Raw genomic sequence first — 14,970 nt, 5'->3', positions numbered from 1 at the left:
GGCTCGGTCACCCCGCGTAGGGGTCCGGCACCTTCCCCGGTCTGGCCAGGAAGGCGAAGTCGCAGCCGGTGTCGGCCTGGGTGATCTGCTCGTTGTAGAGCGCGCCGTAGCCGCGCTCGTACCGCTCGGGCGGCGGCGTCCACTCGGCCCGGCGCCGCTCCAGCTCCTCGTCGGACACACCGAGTTGGAGGGTGCGCGCCTCGACGTCCAGGCTGATCGGATCCCCGGTCCTCACGAGGGCGAGCGGGCCGCCGACGTACGACTCGGGCGCGATGTGCAGCACGCACGTCCCGTACGACGTGCCGCTCATCCGGGCGTCGGAGATCCGCACCATGTCCCGCACGCCCTGCTTCAGCAGGTGGTCGGGGATGGGCAGCATCCCGTACTCGGGCATGCCCGGACCGCCCTTGGGCCCGGCATTGCGCAACACCAGCACATGGTCCGGTGTGATGCCGAGGGCCGGGTCGTTGATGGTGCGCTGCATGGTCTTGTAGTCGTCGAAGACGACGGCCGGGCCGGTGTGCTTGAGCAGGTGCGGCTCGGCGGCGATGTGCTTGATGACGGCGCCGTCGGGGCAGAGGTTGCCGCGCAGCACGGCGACTCCGCCCTCCTCCGCGACCGGGTTGCCCCGGGTGCGGATCACGTCGTCGTTGTGTACGAGGGCCCCGGCGAGCTGCTCGCGCATGCTGTCGTGCGCGACCGTGGGCCGGTCCAGGTGGAGCAGGTCCGTGATCCGGGAGAGGAATCCCGGCAGGCCACCCGCGAAGTGGAAGTCCTCCATCAGGTACGGGCCGCCGCCGGGGCGGATGTTGGCCAGCACCGGGACCGTACGGGCGATTCGGTCGAAGTCGTCGAGCGTGAGCCGCACCCCGGCCCGCCCGGCCATCGCGATCAGGTGGATGACGGCGTTGGTGGAGCCGCCGAGGCCCAGGACGGTCGTCACGGCGTCCTCGAAGGCCTCGCGGGTGAGCAGGTCGGACAACTTCCGGTCCTGACGGACGAGTTCGACGATCCGCAGTCCGGCCGCGGCCGCCATCCGGTCGTGCCCGGAGTCGACGGCGGGGATCGACGACGCGCCGGGCATCGTCACGCCCAGCGTCTCCGCCGCTGCGGTCAGCGTGGACGCGGTGCCCATGGTCATGCAGTGTCCTGGCGAACGAGCGAGTCCGCTCTCCAGCTCGCTCATCTCGCAGTCCCCGATGAGCCCGGCGCGCTTGTCGTCCCAGTACTTCCACATGTCGGTGCCGGAGCCGAGGACCTCGTTGCGCCAGTGGCCCGGCAGCATGGGCCCCGCGGGGACGAACACGACCGGCAGATCGACGCTCGCCGCACCCATCAGCAGCGCGGGCGTCGACTTGTCGCAGCCGCCCATCAGCACCGCGCCGTCGACGGGATAGGACCGCAGCAGCTCCTCGGTCTCCATCGCGAGCATGTTGCGGTAGAGCATGGGGGTGGGCTTCTGGAAGGTCTCGGACAGCGTGGAGACCGGGAACTCGAGCGGGAACCCTCCGGCCTGCCACACGCCCCGCTTCACCGCCTGCGCGCGGTCCCGCAGGTGGACATGGCAGGGGTTGATGTCGGACCAGCTGTTGAGGATCGCGATGACGGGCTTGCCCAGGTGCTCCTCGGGCAGATAGCCGAGCTGCCGGGTGCGGGCGCGGTGGCTGAAGCTGCGCAGTCCGCCGGTGCCGTACCACTGGTGGCTGCGGAGCTGCTCGGGTCGGCGCACCGTCTTCCCGGCGGGCGTCGCGCCGTCGCCGCGTACCGTGTCGTCGCCGCGTACCGTGTCGTCACCGCGTACCGTGTTCTCCCCGGTCACATCGACCACCTCTCCCCGGCTCTCATATCGACCACCCCGCGGCGATCGCGGCGACCTCAGCGCGCTCGGCCTCGGGCAGCACCTTGCTCGGGGCGCGTACGTCCCGGCGGCACAGGCCGAGCGAGGCGAGGGCCTCCTTGACGACGGTGACGTTGTTGGCGGAGCGGTGCGCGGCACGCAGCTCCTCGAAGCGCCGGATCTGCTCCCAGACCTTCATCGCGGCCGGGTAGTCGCCGGATCGAAGCGCTTCGATCATGTTCATGGAGACGGCGGGCGCGACGTTCACGAGCCCGGAGGTGAAGCCGGTGGCGCCCGCGGAGAAGTACGAGGGCGCGTACGGCTCGGCGAGGCCCGCGATCCACACGAAGCGGTCCAGGCCGGCGTCGCGCGCGAAGCCCGCGAACCGGGCGGCGTCCGGCACCGCGTACTTCACGCCGATGACGTTGGGGCAGGCCTCGCCCAGCTCGGCGAGACGCTCGCCGCTCAGCGCCGCGTTGCGGATGTAGGGGACGACGCCCAGCTCGGGGACGGCCTCGGCGATCGCCCGGTGGTAGTCGACCCAGCCGCCGTCGGAGACGTACGGGTGCACGGGCTGATGGACCATCACCATCTGTGCCCCGGCCTCGCGGGCGTGGCGGGCGGCGGCGACGGCGGTCGGCACGTCGTGGCCCACGCCGACCAGGATCGCGGCCCGGTCGCCCGCCTCGTCGATCGTCAACTCGGTGACGATGCGCCGCTCTTCTGGTGTGAGGGCGTAGAACTCGCCGGTGTTGCCGTTCGGCGTGAGGATCCGCACGCCGCCGTCGAGGAGCCGGCGCAGCAGGGTGCGGTACGCGTCCTGGTCGATGGTGCCGTCCTCGGCGAACGGCGTCACCGGGATCGCCACGACGTCGGCGAGCGCCGCCCGCTCGGGCTCGAACGTCGCCGTCATGCCTGCTCACCCACTCCCTTGGCGTCCCCGGACTCGGGGAAGGCCCGTTGCACGAACGACGCGATGTGCGCGTGGAGGGCGCCGGCCGCGCCGTCCGCGTCGCCCTCGAGGGCGAGCCGCAGGATCTCCCGGTGCTCGGCGGCCTCCCGCTCCCAGGACGGGTCGGCGGCCCAGGCGACCGCGGAGACCAGCGCCGCCTGGTCGCGGACCTCGTCGAGCATGCGGCCGAGCAGCGGATTGCCGCACGGCACGTAGATGGCGCGGTGGAACTCGCGGTTGGCCAGGGAGCGTTCGGCGGTATCGGTGGCGGCGTCGGCCCGGGTCAGCGCCTCGCGCGCCGCGTCCAGCGAGGCACCGCGGTGCACGGACCGCCGCAGCGCCTCGGGCTCCAGGAGCAGCCGCACGTCGTAGACCTCGCGCGCCATGTCCGCGTCCACCATGCGCACCGTGACGCCCTTGTACTGGTTCATCACGACGAGCCCGGTGCCGGCCAGCGTCTTGAGCGCCTCGCGCACGGGCGTCTTGGACACCCCGAACTGCGCGGCGAGCTCCGTCTCGACCAGTGCCTGACCTGGCGTCAACTGCCCGGTGAGGATGCGGTGTTTGATCCCCTCCAGCACGAACTGCGTGCGGGAGGGGATCGGTGTGGGCACAGAGGTCATGCGCGCCTCTCGGATCTCGCGTATCGCGTCTCATATATGACGTACGAAGTACGACGCGTTGAAGGTAGGAGGGGGCCTGTGTTTCGTCAACGCTTCGGACAGGAGAAGTTTTTGAACGGGCGGGAGAGCAACGCGGGTTCCGCGCCTGCGGGTTACGCGTGGATGACGCGCCCGCCCCCGATGACGTGGGCGTTCCCTTCGCGGGCCGCCACTGTGGGCCCGCCGAAGACGGCGGCGGCACGCTCGGTCGCCGACTCGGGCGTGAGTGTCGGCCCGACATGCGTGATCACGAGCTCCCGGACAGCCGCGGAGCGGGCGAGCGCACCGGCGTCTTCCGGCGTGAGATGCACCTGCTGCTGTTCACGTTCGCGATGCCGGTCGATGTCGGCCTCGCACAGCAGGAGGTCGGCACCGCGGGCGAGTCCGCGGAGCGCCTCACAGGGCCCGCTGTCCCCCGAGTACGCGAGCACGGCCCCGTCGCACTCGGCCCGCAGGCCGTAGGCCTCGGTGTCGTGCACGACGGCGCGGCTGGTCAGCCGCATCCCGCCGAGGCGTGCTTCGTGACCGTCGTACAGCGCCTCGAAGGCGAAGACTCCGTCCATGAACGCGGGGTCGGCCTTACCGAAGAACCCGGCGAGGCGACGCGCGCAGTCAGCCGGCGCGTACACGGGGATGGGCGCGTCGGGCGTCAGCCCGCCGTAGGCAAGCCCATACACAGCCGACAGCAGATCGGCACTGTGGTCCGCGTGCAGATGCGAGATCCAGATCCCGGACAGCCCCGCCGGATCGGTGTGCCGCTGCAATTCGGCGAACGTCCCCGGTCCGGCGTCCACCCACACGTCGGCCCCGCCACCGCTCAGCAGATACCCCGAGCAGGGGCGTCCGGGCTGGGGATGGGGCGAGGCGGTACCGAGGGGGGTGAGGGTCAGAGGCATGGGGGGAGGTTAGGCGGGCGTCGCTCGTCAGCGCATGGCTTTCCCGGGACGTACGTCCCTTGAAGTTCGTCGCATGAAGACCGTCGGTCTGCGTGAATTCGAGCAGAACCCGTCCGAGGCCCTGGCCCTGGTCGAGTCCGGCTTGACGGTCCTGGTCACCGATCAGGGCAAGCCCTTGCTGCGCCTGGTGCCCGAGGCTGTGTCGCGGACGGTGCCCGAGACCGGGGTCCCGGCGGCGCTGCAGCGCATGCTCGATTCCGGTGACGCCCACCCGCCCGCGGAGCAGGGCATGCCAGACCTTGCCCTCGAGCTCGCACCCGAGCTGCCTGAGCTGTCCCATCTCTTGGTCGAGGAGCGGGACCGGGAGCGCCGGCGTTGATGCCCGTCGGCGCCCAGTTAGCGGAGTGCCGGGTCGCGCCGTCCGAGGAGGTCAGGCCGGCGTCCAGCCCGGATCGCGGCCGCTCAGGCCGATGACGCGGTCCAGGAGTGGGGCGTCGGGCGGGACGGGGACGACCGGGCCGAACAGGCCGCCGCGGTCCGGGTCCTCGGCTGCCTGGGCGAGCAAGCTGTGCGCGGCTTCCAGGCTGGGGGTGTCGGGCGCGTAGTCCTGGCCCGTGGCGCGGGCCAGATCCCAGCCGTGCACCACGAGCTCGTCCATGGCGACGGCTCCTGCCACGGCACCCGGCAGGTCAACGCTGCCCGCGCGGGTCATGCCCTCCCACGCCCGCGAGTCCCGCCATGCCTCAGCCAGCTCGTCGAGCAGCTTCGGCAGGACGCTTCGCCAGTCCGGTTCCACGTCGGGCATGAACGACCCGGGATCGGTGTCGGTCGTCGGGCCGAAGTCCTTACGTGCGGCATCCCGGAAGGCCACGGTCAGCCCGACGACATGGCCCAGCAGGTTGTGCACCGCATAGTCCGGGCAGGGCGTGGCGGCGCCCAGCTGCTCCTCGGTGACGTGCTCGGCGAGCCGCGCCATCAGCCTGGTCTGCGGTCCGAAGTCGACGATCGGCGACGTCATGGGATCCTCCTCGCTGGTCCTGGGCTCCGCCTCTCACAATCCGTGAGCCCCCGTGAGCCTCCGTACCTCATCAGACCGCCCACGGGCCGAAAACTCATCGCCGATTCGCCGATTCGCCGATTCCCAGAACGCTGATCGCTTAGCGGACGGGGTCCAGCGGAGCTGTGCACCGGTCCCGTGCACATCAGCCCAGCACGGCCAGTGCCCCCCGCACCTCCTCCAGGTCCGCGTCCGACGCCAGCCCCGCGTGGTACAGCCGCAGTTCCGTCGCGCCCGAGTCGGCCGCGCGGGCCGCGTCGGACGCCAGGGTGGCCGGACTGCCGCCCATGCCCGAGACGATCGTGAAGTTGGCCGCGAGGACGCCGCGCTCCCCGCGGTGTTCGGCGAAGGGCGCCAGCAGACCCGTACCGCCCGTGCACGGCACGACCACACCGTCGGCCACGGACAGGATGTGCGCGGGGTCGACGCCCGCGTTCGCTCCGCAGTGGTACGGGACGGGGTCCGCGTGCAGCAGCACCTGGAAGTCGTCCGCGCCGGACCTGGCGGCGGCCGCGCGTACCGCCGAGACCGCGGCCTCCTGGAGCGTCCGGGCCGTTCCGTCGCGCCACGCGCGCGTGGCGGCCGCCTTGTCGGCACCGAGGAGTTTCTCGATCGCCGGCCAGCCTCCCTCCGGTGGCGCGCCCCGCCATACGGGTTCCAGGGCGGCTCGTACGGCTGCCGCGAGCTCGTCGGGATCGAGGCCCTGTTCCGTGTAGCCGTCACGGCAGGACGGGCAGAAGCAGAGCGACATCAGGTACTGCTCCGCGTCACCGAGCCCCACGCCCGCGATCTTGTCGTGGGCGTGCAGGTGTGCGAGCCCGTACCAGCCCAGCGACTCGAGCTCGGTGCCGCGGGCGCCGGGCCGTACCGCCGCCTCGGCCGCGAGGTCGATCAGGTACGCGCGCGTGGCGGGCTGGGCGATGCAGGGCGCCCAGGGGTAGCGGTCGCCGTAGGCGTTGACGACCGACGTGTCCGGGTGGTCGGCGCCCAGGCGCGAGTTGTGCGCGAGCACCACCCAGGTGTGCACGTCGAGGCCCGCTGCCGCCAGGGCCTCGGCGGCCTCTCCGAAGGCGTCACCGGGCGCCCAGTCCCCGGCGGCGTACGGCCGCAGAGTCCGCTCTTCCCACCGCTCGGGGGAAGGCGGGTACAGCACGGCGGCGTGCTCGGCGGTCACGATGCGGTGGCGCGGATGGCGCGGGGTCAACGCGCGCGTGGAGTGGTAGGCGGACGCGAGGGTCACCTGCTGGACGCCGAGGTCCGCGATGCGGGCGGCGGCGTCCGGGTCCCCGATGACGTCCCAGGGGTAGACGAAAGCGGAGGCCTTCAGACGGCCCTTCACGGGGTCCTTCAGTCGGTCCTCCAGGCGGTCCTTCATGCGGTCTCCTGCAGCAGGGCGTACCCACGCTCGATCAGCTCGGCGAGGCGCTTGACGTGGTCCTCGGCGGGTTCGTGCAGCGGCGGCCGTACCTCGCCCACGTCGAGGCCGCGCAGCCTGACACCCGCCTTGACCAGCGAGACAGCGTATCCGCGGCCCTGGTTGCGCAGCTCGACGAGGGGGCGGTAGAAGCCGTCGATGAGGCGGTCCGCGGTGGCGTCGTCGCCGGAGTTCAGCGCCTTGTGGAAGGCGAGCGCGATCTCGGGCGCGAAGCAGAAGACGGCCGAGGAGTAGAGCGTGACGCCGATGCCGCGGTAGGCGAGGCCGGTGAGTTCGGCGGTCGGCAGGCCGTTGAAGTACAGGAACTCCTGGCCGGTCGGCTCCTGGCGTACGGCGCTGACGATGCGCTGCAGCAGGTCCAGGTCTCCGACCCCGTCCTTGAGGCCGACGATACGGGGGTGCCGGGCGAGCTCGACCACCGTCTCCGGCGTGAACACGGCGTTGTCCCGCTGGTAGACGATGACGTCGAGCGAGGTCGCGTCGGCGAGCTGCGTGTAGTGCCGTACGAGCCCGTCCTGCCCGGCGATCACGAGGTACGGGGGCATGGCGAGCAGTCCGTCGGCCCCGGCGTCCTCGGCGAGCTTCGCGTACCGCACGGCGAGCGCCGTGCCGTATCCGGCGCCCGCGACCACCGGAACGCGGCCCGCCGCCTCCTCGACGGCCGCGGCGACGCAGGCCTGGAACTCCTCCGGGGTGAGCGCGTGGAACTCGCCGGTGCCGCAGCAGGCGAAGACGGCGGCCGCACCGGCCTCGACACCGCGGCGCACGTGGGCGCGGTAGGCGTCGAGGTTGACGGAGCCGTCCCGGCCGTAGGCGGTGACGGGGAAGAACAGCGGCCCGCTGGGGATGCGCAGTCGAGCGGCGAGTGGGGCTGACGTCACGGGGTCTCCCTTGGGCGTCGCTGGTCCAGCTGGCGTGCACGTCTGGCGTGCACGTTTCTGATTAACGTCTATATTCCTGAACCCGCTTAAGCTAAGGCGGCCTCCAAGGGCCGGTCAAGCGGGCAAAACCCCTCTATGGAAGGGGATTTCCGCCGTTCATGGAACGCCCGAGGAATTCTCCGGAGCGCGGCAGACACTTGACTCCACCACTGGCCGATCCATAGCGTTTCCAAGGATGTGAATTCTGTACATACACAAGGCCGTCCAGGGCGGCCTTGCCCGAGGAGACCCGCATGCCCGCTCCCCGCACCGTCCTGCTCACCGGCGCCGCCGGCGGCCTCGGCACGCTGATGCGGGGGCTGCTGCCCGCCTACGGCTACGAGCTGCGCCTGCTCGACATGGTGCCGATCGAGGGCGAGCCGGACGCGATCACCGCCGACCTCGCAGACAGGGACGCGCTGCGCGAGGCCGTCCGCGGAGTCGACGCGATCATCCACCTCGCGGGCATCTCCCTGGAATCGTCCTTCGACAAGATCCTTAAGGCGAACATCCAGGGCACGTACAACCTCTACGAGGCCGCGCGCGAGGAGGGCGTCCGCAGGGTCGTCTTCGCCTCCTCCAACCACGCGGTGGGCTTCACCCCGCGCCCGCAGGGGGACGACCCCCTGATCCCCATCGACACCCCGCGCCGCCCCGACACCTTCTACGGGCTGTCGAAGTCCTTCGGCGAGGACCTCGCCCAGTTCTACTGGGACAAGCACGGCCTGGAGACCGTGTCGGTACGCATCGGCTCGTGCTTCCCGGAGCCGACGAACGTCCGCATGCTCTCCCTGTGGATGTCGCCCACGGACGGCGCCCGCCTCTTCCACGCGGCGCTGACCGCGGAGAACGTCGGGCACACCGTCGTCTACGGCTCCTCCGCGAACACCCGCCTTTGGTGGGATCTCTCGACGGCCCGCGCCCTGGGCTACGACCCGCAGGACGACTCCGAGCAGTACGCCGAGAAGCTCATCGCCGAGCACGGCGACCTCGACCCGGACAACCCGGACCACGCCCACCTGGGCGGCCATTTCTGTACGAACCCCCCGATCTGGCCGCACTGACGCCACACGGAGACCGCCGGACAGGGCGGGCGGGCACCAAACGGGCCCGCCCGCCCTGTCATTCGGGCACGCGAAGCGCCCGAAACCACTCGCACCGACGCCTCCTGCCTGGTCCGCCGCGGGCACACCCCCTGTCGAACGGGCACGAAACGGTCGGTTTCAGCTCTGCAACGAGCCTGGTCACGGTCTTTCCGCCGCTGTAGAACTTCCCCACAGAGCCCGAACGGGTTCTCCGGAGCCCGAACGGGCACCGCCTGCGGGAAGCGGCAAGGAGGTGTGGTGACCATGACAGCAGAGGAGCGCCAGCGCGCAATAGTCCGAGCGGCACGCCGTGCGGGCTCCGTCGACGTCGCCACACTCGCCGCCGAGCTGGGCGTGGCCAGGGAGACGGTCCGCCGCGATCTGCGCGTCCTTGAGGACCACGGACTGGTGCGCCGCACGCACGGTGGCGCCTATCCCGTGGAGAGCGCCGGATTCGAGACGACCCTCGCATTCCGCACCACCATGCACGTACCCGAGAAGCGCCGGATCGCCGCAGCCGCGGCCGAGCTGCTCGGGGACGCCGAGACGGTCTTCATCGACGAGGGGTTCACGCCGCAGCTGATCGCCGAGGCGCTGCCCCGCGACCGGCCGCTGACCGTGGTCACCGCATCACTGGCGACCGCGGGTGCGCTCGCGGAGGCCGACAACACCACCGTGCTGCTGCTCGGCGGCCGGTTGCGCGCCGGGACACTCGCGACCGTCGATCACTGGACGACGCGGATGCTCGCCGGATTCGTGATCGACCTGGCGTACATCGGGGCCAACGGCATCACCCGCGAACACGGTCTGACCACGCCGGATCCCGCGGTGAGCGAGGTGAAGGCGCAGGCCATGCGCGCCTCGCGGCGCACGGTCTTCGCCGGGGTCCACACCAAGTTCGGAGCCGTGAGCTTCTGCCGTTTCGCGTCGGTCGGCGATCTCGAGGCGATCGTCACCTCCACCCGACTGCCCACATCCGAGGCCCATCGCTACTCCCTGCAAGGGCCGCAGGTCATCCGAGTCTGACGTCGACCACCCCTGCGCGCCCCGGACGCCCGGGGCGTGGTCAGCCACACCCACCGACAGCCGTTATATCGCCATAAGTCCAGTCGTCCCCCTGCACAACGCTGCAGCCGACATGCACAGCCAGGAGCCGACATGCGCACTTCAGGAGCCGACATGCGCAACCAGAGCCGACCAAGCCCACGTTCCCTGATCGCCGCAGCCGCCGCGGGCGCGCTGCTGCTCTCCGGCTGCGCGGGCGCCGGAGCCGGCGGGGGCGGTTCCGACGACGGCGACTCCATCGATGTACTGATGGTCAACAACCCGCAGATGCAGGAGCTCCAGAAGCTCACGGCCGCGAACTTCACCAAGAAGACCGGCATCAAGGTCAACTTCACCGTGCTGCCGGAGAACGACGTCCGCGACAAGATCAGCCAGGACTTCGCCAACCAGGCCGGCCAGTACGACGTCGCCACGCTCAGCAACTACGAGATACCGATCTACGCCAAGAACGGCTGGCTGCACGCTCTCGACGCGTATGTCGCCAAGGACAAGGCGTTCGACCAGAAGGACATCCTGAAGCCCATGCATCAGTCCCTGACCGGCGCGGACGGCAAGCTCTACGGCGAACCCTTCTACGGCGAGTCGTCCTTCCTGATGTACCGAAAGGACATCTTCGCCAAGCACCACCTGACCATGCCCGAGAAGCCGACCTGGCAGCAGGTGGCGGATCTCGCGGCCCAGGTGGACGCCAAGGAGAAGGACATGAAGGGCATCTGCCTGCGGGGGCTGCCCGGCTGGGGCGAGATGCTGGCGCCGCTGACCACCGTGGTCAACACCATGGGCGGCACCTGGTTCGACAAGGACTGGACGGCACACCTGGACTCCCCCGAGTTCAAGAAGGCGACGAAGTTCTATGTCGACCTCGTACGCGAGCACGGCGAGGCGGGCGCGGCGCAGTCCGGGTACGCGGAGTGCCTGAACAACGTCACGCAGTCCAAGACCGCCATGTGGTACGACTCCACGGCCGCGACCGGTTCGCTGGAGGCCTCCGGCTCCCCCGTCAAGGGAAAGATGGGCTACGTACCCGCTCCGGTCGACAGGACCAAGAGCTCCGGCTGGCTCTACACCTGGGCGTGGGGCGTGCAGAAGGCCTCCAAGTCCCCGGACGCCGCATGGAAGTTCGTCTCCTGGGCGTCGAGCAAGGAGTACGAGCAGCTGGTGGGCGAGAAGCTCGGCTGGGCCAACGTGCCCGCGGGCAAGCGTGCCTCGACGTATGAGCGACCCGAGTACCGCAAGGAGGCCGCGGCCTTCGCGGACGTGACGCGCACGGCCATCGAGTCCGCCAGGCCGAACGACCCGGGGGTGCAGCCGCGTCCTGCGCCCGGCATCCAGTTCGTCGGCATCCCCGAGTTCACCGACCTGGGCACCAAGGTCTCGCAGGAGATCAGCGCGGCCATCGCGGGGCGGCAGTCCGTCGACGCCGCTCTCGCGAAGGCGCAGAAGCTCGCGGAGAAGGTCTCGGAGCAGTACAAGTGACGACAACCACCGCTCCTCGTGTGACGGCCGCGCGCCGCGCCCGGACCGCCGAGCCGCCGGGCCGGCTGCGGGCCTGGGCCACCCGGGCCCCGCTCCTGCCGGCCCTGGTCTTCATGATCGTGGTCACCCAGCTGCCCTTCGTGGCCACCTTGGTGATCTCCCTCTTCGACTGGAACGCGCTGTATCCGGACGCCCGCCGGTTCGCCGGACTCGCCAACTACGGCGAGGTGCTCACAGACCCGGACCTGCGGAACTCGGTGCTGACGACCATCGTGCTGACCGTCACGGTGGTCCTGGCGAGCCTCGTGCTCGGCCTGGGCCTCGCCCTGCTCCTCGACCGGAAGTTCCGCGGCCGCGGCCTCGTCCGCACGCTCCTGATCGCGCCGTTCCTGCTGGTGCCGGTGGCCGCCGCGCTGCTGTGGAAGCACGTGCTCTACAACCCCGAGTACGGACTCCTCAACGGCCTGCTGAACCTGGTGGGCGGTCCGCAGCCGGACTGGATCTCCAGCACTCCGCTGCTGGCGATCGAGGCGTCGCTCGTCTGGCAGTGGACGCCGTTCATGATGCTGATCCTGCTGGCCGGACTGCAGAGCCGCTCGCACGAGGTCATGGAGGCCGCCCGTATGGACGGCGCCTCGAACTGGCAGATCTTCCGCTATATGACGCTGCCGCACCTGCGCCGCTATCTCGAACTCGGCGCGCTCCTCGGCTCGATCTACATCGTCCAGAACTTCGACGCGGTGTTCACGATCACCCAGGGCGGCCTCGGCACCGCGAATCTTCCCTACACCGTCTACCAGACCTTCTACGCCGCGCACGAGAACGGTCTGGCCTCCGCCGCCGGCGTCCTCGTCGTCATCGGCTCCATCATCATCGCGACCTTCGCCCTGCGGGTCGTCTCGTCCCTCTTCCGTGAGGAGGTGTCCCGCGCATGAGCACACTCACCGCCGTACGCAAGGGCGGCATACGCAGCAGCGGCACCCGCGACACCGGCATACGCGGCCGTGGGGCGGCCCTCGGTCTGCTCGCCTGGCTGGCAGGCATCGTGTTCTTCCTGCCGATCGCCTGGATGGCGCTGACCTCCCTGCACTCCGAGGAGGACGCCGCCACCAACCCGCCGTCCTTCGCCGCCGCACTCACCCTGGACGGCTACCGCGACTTCTTCGGCGCCGGCGGCGGCGCGAGTCCCTGGCCCGCACTGATCAACTCGACGACGGCGTCCGTGGTGTCGACCCTCTGCGTACTGCTGCTGGCGCTCCCGGCGGCGTACGCGCTGTCGATCCGCCCGGTGAAGAAATGGACCGACGTCCTGTTCTTCTTCCTGTCGACGAAGATGCTGCCGGCCGTCGCGGGCCTGCTGCCGATCTACCTCTTCGCGAAGAACACGGGCCTGCTCGACAACGTCTGGCTGCTGGTCGTCCTCTACACCTCGATGAACCTGCCGATCGCCGTGTGGATGATGCAGTCGTTCCTCGCCGAGGTGCCGGTCGCCATCATCGAGGCGGCGCAGATCGACGGGGCCCGGCTGCCGACCGTCCTCGCGCGCGTGGTGGCACCGATCGCCGCGCCCGGCATCGCCGCGACCGCCCTGATCTGCTTCATCTTCAGCTGGAACGAACTGCTCTTCGCGCGGGTGCTGACCGGCACCGTCGCCGAGACCGCACCCGTGTTCCTCACCGGCTTCATCACCAGCCAGGGCCTGTTCCTGGCGAAGGTGTGCGCCGCGTCGCTCGTCATCTCCCTGCCGGTGCTCGCCGCGGGGTTCGCCGCCCAGGACAAGCTGGTCCAGGGCCTGTCACTGGGAGCCGTCAAATGAAGGCCGCCGTCATCGAGTCCGTCGGCAAGGCAGTCGTCGCGGAGGTGCCGGACCCGACGCCCGGGCCGCGCGAGGTCGTCGTGGAGGTCGCGGCCTGCGGGCTGTGCGGTACCGATCTGCACATCCTGCAGGGCGAGTTCGCACCTACCCTGCCGGTCATTCCGGGCCACGAGTTCGCGGGCGAGGTGGTGGGCCTGGGCAGCGCGGTCACCGAACTGTCGGTCGGCGACCGGGTGGCGGTCGATCCGTCCCTGTACTGCTTCGAGTGCCGCCACTGCCGAAACGGGCACAACAACCTGTGCGAGCGGTGGGCCGCGATCGGCGTCACCACGGCGGGCGGCGCGGCGCAGTACGCGGTGGCGCCGGTGGCGAACTGTGTGAAGTTGCCCGAGCACGTCCGCACGCAGGACGCGGCGCTGGTGGAACCGCTGTCGTGCGCGGTGCGCGGCTACGACGTGCTGCGGTCGCGCCTCGGTGCGCATGTGTTGATCTACGGCTCCGGGACGATGGGCCTGATGATGCTGGAGCTCGCCAAGCGGACGGGCGCAGCGAGCGTCGACGTGGTCGACATCAACGCGGACCGCCTGGCGACGGCCCGGCGGCTCGGCGTCTCGGGTTCCGCCGCCGGCGCCGACGAGCTGGACCGGCCGCAGGGCTGGGACGTCGTCGTCGACGCGACGGGGAACGCGGGCGCGATCCAGGACGGCCTGGGGCGGGTGGCGAAGGCGGGCACGTTCCTTCAGTTCGGGGTCGCCGACTACGCCACGCGTGTGACGATCGACCCGTACCGGATCTACAACCAGGAGATCACCATCACCGGTTCGATGGCGGTACTGCACAGCTTCGAACGGGCGGCAGAGCTCTTCGCCGGCGGCGTGCTGGACCCGGAGGTCTTCATCAGCGACCGGATGCCGCTGGTCCAGTACCCGGAGGCACTGGACCAGTTTGCTTCGGGGGTGGGGCGCAAGATCGTGGTGGTGCCGTAATTCTGGGGGCTTCGCCCCCAGACCCCCGATCGCCCTGGCGGGCTCGTCCTCAAGCGCCGGACGGGCTGAAATTCAGCCCGTCCGGCGAGGAAAAGAACGCGCCAAGAACAAGCCAGGTAAGGGAACGGTAAAGCGCACCCGCTCGTTATCCCAGGCATGACAGCTATGACCCCCGGCTCGAACATCCCTCTCACCGCCCCCCGCGTGGCGGTCGACGTCACCGCCCCGGTGCGGCTCGACGTATCGGGCCTGCTGCTCACCGCCGACGGCAAGGTGCGCTCCGACGACGACTTCATCTTCTACAACCAGCCCGCAGGCCCCGGTGTCGCCTACCGCTCCGGCGGCGGCACCGCACCCGATGCGATCACGGTGGACACGGCGGCCGTGCCCCCGGGCATCGAGAAGATCGTCGTGACGGCGAGCCCGGACGCGGCGGGACAGACGTTCCAGGGCATCGAGCCCACCGCCACCATCCGCAACGCCGACGACGGCTCGGTCATCGCCACCTTCACCCCGCCGCAGCTCGGCACGGAGACGGCGCTGGTGATCGTCGAGATCTACCTGCGCAACGGCGCGTGGAAGGCCCGCGCGGTGGGCCAGGGGTATGCGAACGGTCTTGCCGGTATCGCGACGGACTTCGGCGTGACGGTCGAGGAGGAGCCCGCCCAGGCCCCGGCCCCGGCCGCCCCGGTGCAGGCGCCGCCCACGCCGCCTGCACCGACCATGCAGCCGCCGGTGACGCCGCCTGCGCCCCCGGTCGACCCGCGCATCGCGGCCCCGCCG

At 70.5% G+C, this 14,970-nt stretch carries 15 protein-coding genes; 8 read left to right on the top strand and 7 right to left on the bottom strand.

The window, feature by feature from the left end:
* Positions 1 to 7: 7 nt before the first annotated feature.
* From araD to STSP_RS00690, 4 genes are all read right to left on the bottom strand, one after another.
* The gene (gene araD / locus STSP_RS00705; RefSeq protein ID WP_067270607.1) at positions 8 to 1,729 is read right to left on the bottom strand and encodes an L-arabinonate dehydratase; all 1,722 of its coding nucleotides are present in this window, start codon (positions 1,727 to 1,729) and stop codon (positions 8 to 10) included.
* 112 nt (positions 1,730 to 1,841) lie between these two features.
* Positions 1,842 to 2,750: a dihydrodipicolinate synthase family protein gene (locus STSP_RS00700; protein ID WP_067270570.1), complete on the bottom strand. Its 909-nt coding sequence runs from the start codon at positions 2,748 to 2,750 to the stop codon at positions 1,842 to 1,844.
* The gene (locus STSP_RS00695) at positions 2,747 to 3,412 is read right to left on the bottom strand and encodes a GntR family transcriptional regulator (protein WP_067270567.1); all 666 of its coding nucleotides are present in this window, start codon (positions 3,410 to 3,412) and stop codon (positions 2,747 to 2,749) included. The genes STSP_RS00700 and STSP_RS00695 overlap by 4 nt, the downstream gene beginning before the upstream one ends.
* A 152-nt stretch (positions 3,413 to 3,564) precedes the next feature.
* Entirely contained in the window at positions 3,565 to 4,347 is a 783-nt protein-coding gene (locus STSP_RS00690) for an MBL fold metallo-hydrolase (protein ID WP_067270566.1), read from the bottom strand.
* Between the two features lie 73 nt (positions 4,348 to 4,420).
* Here STSP_RS00690 and STSP_RS00685 point away from each other — a divergent pair, with 73 nt between their 5' ends.
* Positions 4,421 to 4,726: a type II toxin-antitoxin system Phd/YefM family antitoxin gene (locus STSP_RS00685; RefSeq protein ID WP_067270563.1), complete on the top strand. Its 306-nt coding sequence runs from the start codon at positions 4,421 to 4,423 to the stop codon at positions 4,724 to 4,726.
* A 51-nt stretch (positions 4,727 to 4,777) separates the two neighbouring features.
* On the opposite strand, the gene STSP_RS00680 is transcribed toward STSP_RS00685, so the two are convergent.
* From STSP_RS00680 to STSP_RS00670, 3 genes are all read right to left on the bottom strand, one after another.
* Positions 4,778 to 5,365: a TIGR03086 family metal-binding protein gene (locus tag STSP_RS00680; protein ID WP_067270560.1), complete on the bottom strand. Its 588-nt coding sequence runs from the start codon at positions 5,363 to 5,365 to the stop codon at positions 4,778 to 4,780.
* A 184-nt stretch (positions 5,366 to 5,549) separates the two neighbouring features.
* On the bottom strand, positions 5,550 to 6,731 hold the full coding sequence (locus STSP_RS00675; RefSeq protein ID WP_067270604.1) for a hypothetical protein: 1,182 nt from the start codon (positions 6,729 to 6,731) through the stop codon (positions 5,550 to 5,552).
* Between the two features lie 44 nt (positions 6,732 to 6,775).
* Positions 6,776 to 7,720, bottom strand: coding sequence for a 5-dehydro-4-deoxyglucarate dehydratase (locus tag STSP_RS00670; RefSeq protein ID WP_067270558.1), 945 nt, complete (start codon positions 7,718 to 7,720; stop codon positions 6,776 to 6,778).
* A 293-nt stretch (positions 7,721 to 8,013) separates the two neighbouring features.
* On the opposite strand from STSP_RS00670, the gene STSP_RS00665 reads away from it, so the two are divergent.
* The 7 genes from STSP_RS00665 to STSP_RS00635 form a co-directional block, all read left to right on the top strand.
* On the top strand, positions 8,014 to 8,823 hold the full coding sequence (locus STSP_RS00665; protein ID WP_067270555.1) for an NAD-dependent epimerase/dehydratase family protein: 810 nt from the start codon (positions 8,014 to 8,016) through the stop codon (positions 8,821 to 8,823).
* A gap of 285 nt (positions 8,824 to 9,108) precedes the next feature.
* Positions 9,109 to 9,870, top strand: a complete 762-nt coding sequence (locus STSP_RS00660) for a DeoR/GlpR family DNA-binding transcription regulator (RefSeq protein WP_198547230.1) — start codon at positions 9,109 to 9,111, stop codon at positions 9,868 to 9,870.
* Positions 9,871 to 10,023: 153 nt separating this feature from the next.
* A complete protein-coding gene (locus STSP_RS00655; protein ID WP_067270551.1) occupies positions 10,024 to 11,385 on the top strand; it encodes an ABC transporter substrate-binding protein in 1,362 nt (453 codons plus the stop codon).
* Positions 11,382 to 12,320 (top strand): carbohydrate ABC transporter permease, encoded by a 939-nt coding sequence (locus STSP_RS00650; RefSeq protein ID WP_067270548.1) that lies wholly within the window; start codon positions 11,382 to 11,384, stop codon positions 12,318 to 12,320. Before STSP_RS00655 ends, STSP_RS00650 begins: the two co-directional genes overlap by 4 nt.
* Entirely contained in the window at positions 12,317 to 13,201 is an 885-nt protein-coding gene (locus tag STSP_RS00645; protein ID WP_232789471.1) for a carbohydrate ABC transporter permease, read from the top strand. Before STSP_RS00650 ends, STSP_RS00645 begins: the two co-directional genes overlap by 4 nt.
* Positions 13,198 to 14,187, top strand: a complete 990-nt coding sequence (locus STSP_RS00640; RefSeq protein ID WP_067270545.1) for a zinc-dependent alcohol dehydrogenase family protein — start codon at positions 13,198 to 13,200, stop codon at positions 14,185 to 14,187. Before STSP_RS00645 ends, STSP_RS00640 begins: the two co-directional genes overlap by 4 nt.
* 156 nt (positions 14,188 to 14,343) lie before the next feature.
* Positions 14,344 to 14,970: TerD family protein (locus tag STSP_RS00635; RefSeq protein WP_198547229.1), on the top strand; the 627-nt coding region annotated here is incomplete at its 3' end.

Origin of the sequence: Streptomyces jeddahensis, from assembly GCF_001642995.1 — a bacterium.
GTDB classification, from domain to species: Bacteria; Actinomycetota; Actinomycetes; order Streptomycetales; family Streptomycetaceae; genus Streptomyces; species Streptomyces jeddahensis.
This window is presented reverse-complemented; position numbering and strand designations above follow the sequence as displayed.

Bases quoted from the DNA above. Each gene is read 5' to 3' on its own strand.
- STSP_RS00700 (WP_067270570.1), bottom strand. From the start codon at position 2,750: ATGACGGCGACGTTCGAGCCCGAGCGGGCGGCGCTCGCCGACGTCGTG.
- STSP_RS00695 (WP_067270567.1), bottom strand. From the start codon at position 3,412: ATGACCTCTGTGCCCACACCGATCCCCTCCCGCACGCAGTTCGTGCTG.
- STSP_RS00690 (WP_067270566.1), bottom strand. From the start codon at position 4,347: ATGCCTCTGACCCTCACCCCCCTCGGTACCGCCTCGCCCCATCCCCAG.
- STSP_RS00685 (WP_067270563.1), top strand. From the start codon at position 4,421: ATGAAGACCGTCGGTCTGCGTGAATTCGAGCAGAACCCGTCCGAGGCC.
- STSP_RS00680 (WP_067270560.1), bottom strand. From the start codon at position 5,365: ATGACGTCGCCGATCGTCGACTTCGGACCGCAGACCAGGCTGATGGCG.
- STSP_RS00665 (WP_067270555.1), top strand. From the start codon at position 8,014: ATGCCCGCTCCCCGCACCGTCCTGCTCACCGGCGCCGCCGGCGGCCTC.
- STSP_RS00660 (WP_198547230.1), top strand. From the start codon at position 9,109: ATGACAGCAGAGGAGCGCCAGCGCGCAATAGTCCGAGCGGCACGCCGT.
- STSP_RS00655 (WP_067270551.1), top strand. From the start codon at position 10,024: ATGCGCAACCAGAGCCGACCAAGCCCACGTTCCCTGATCGCCGCAGCC.
- STSP_RS00645 (WP_232789471.1), top strand. From the start codon at position 12,317: ATGAGCACACTCACCGCCGTACGCAAGGGCGGCATACGCAGCAGCGGC.
- STSP_RS00640 (WP_067270545.1), top strand. From the start codon at position 13,198: ATGAAGGCCGCCGTCATCGAGTCCGTCGGCAAGGCAGTCGTCGCGGAG.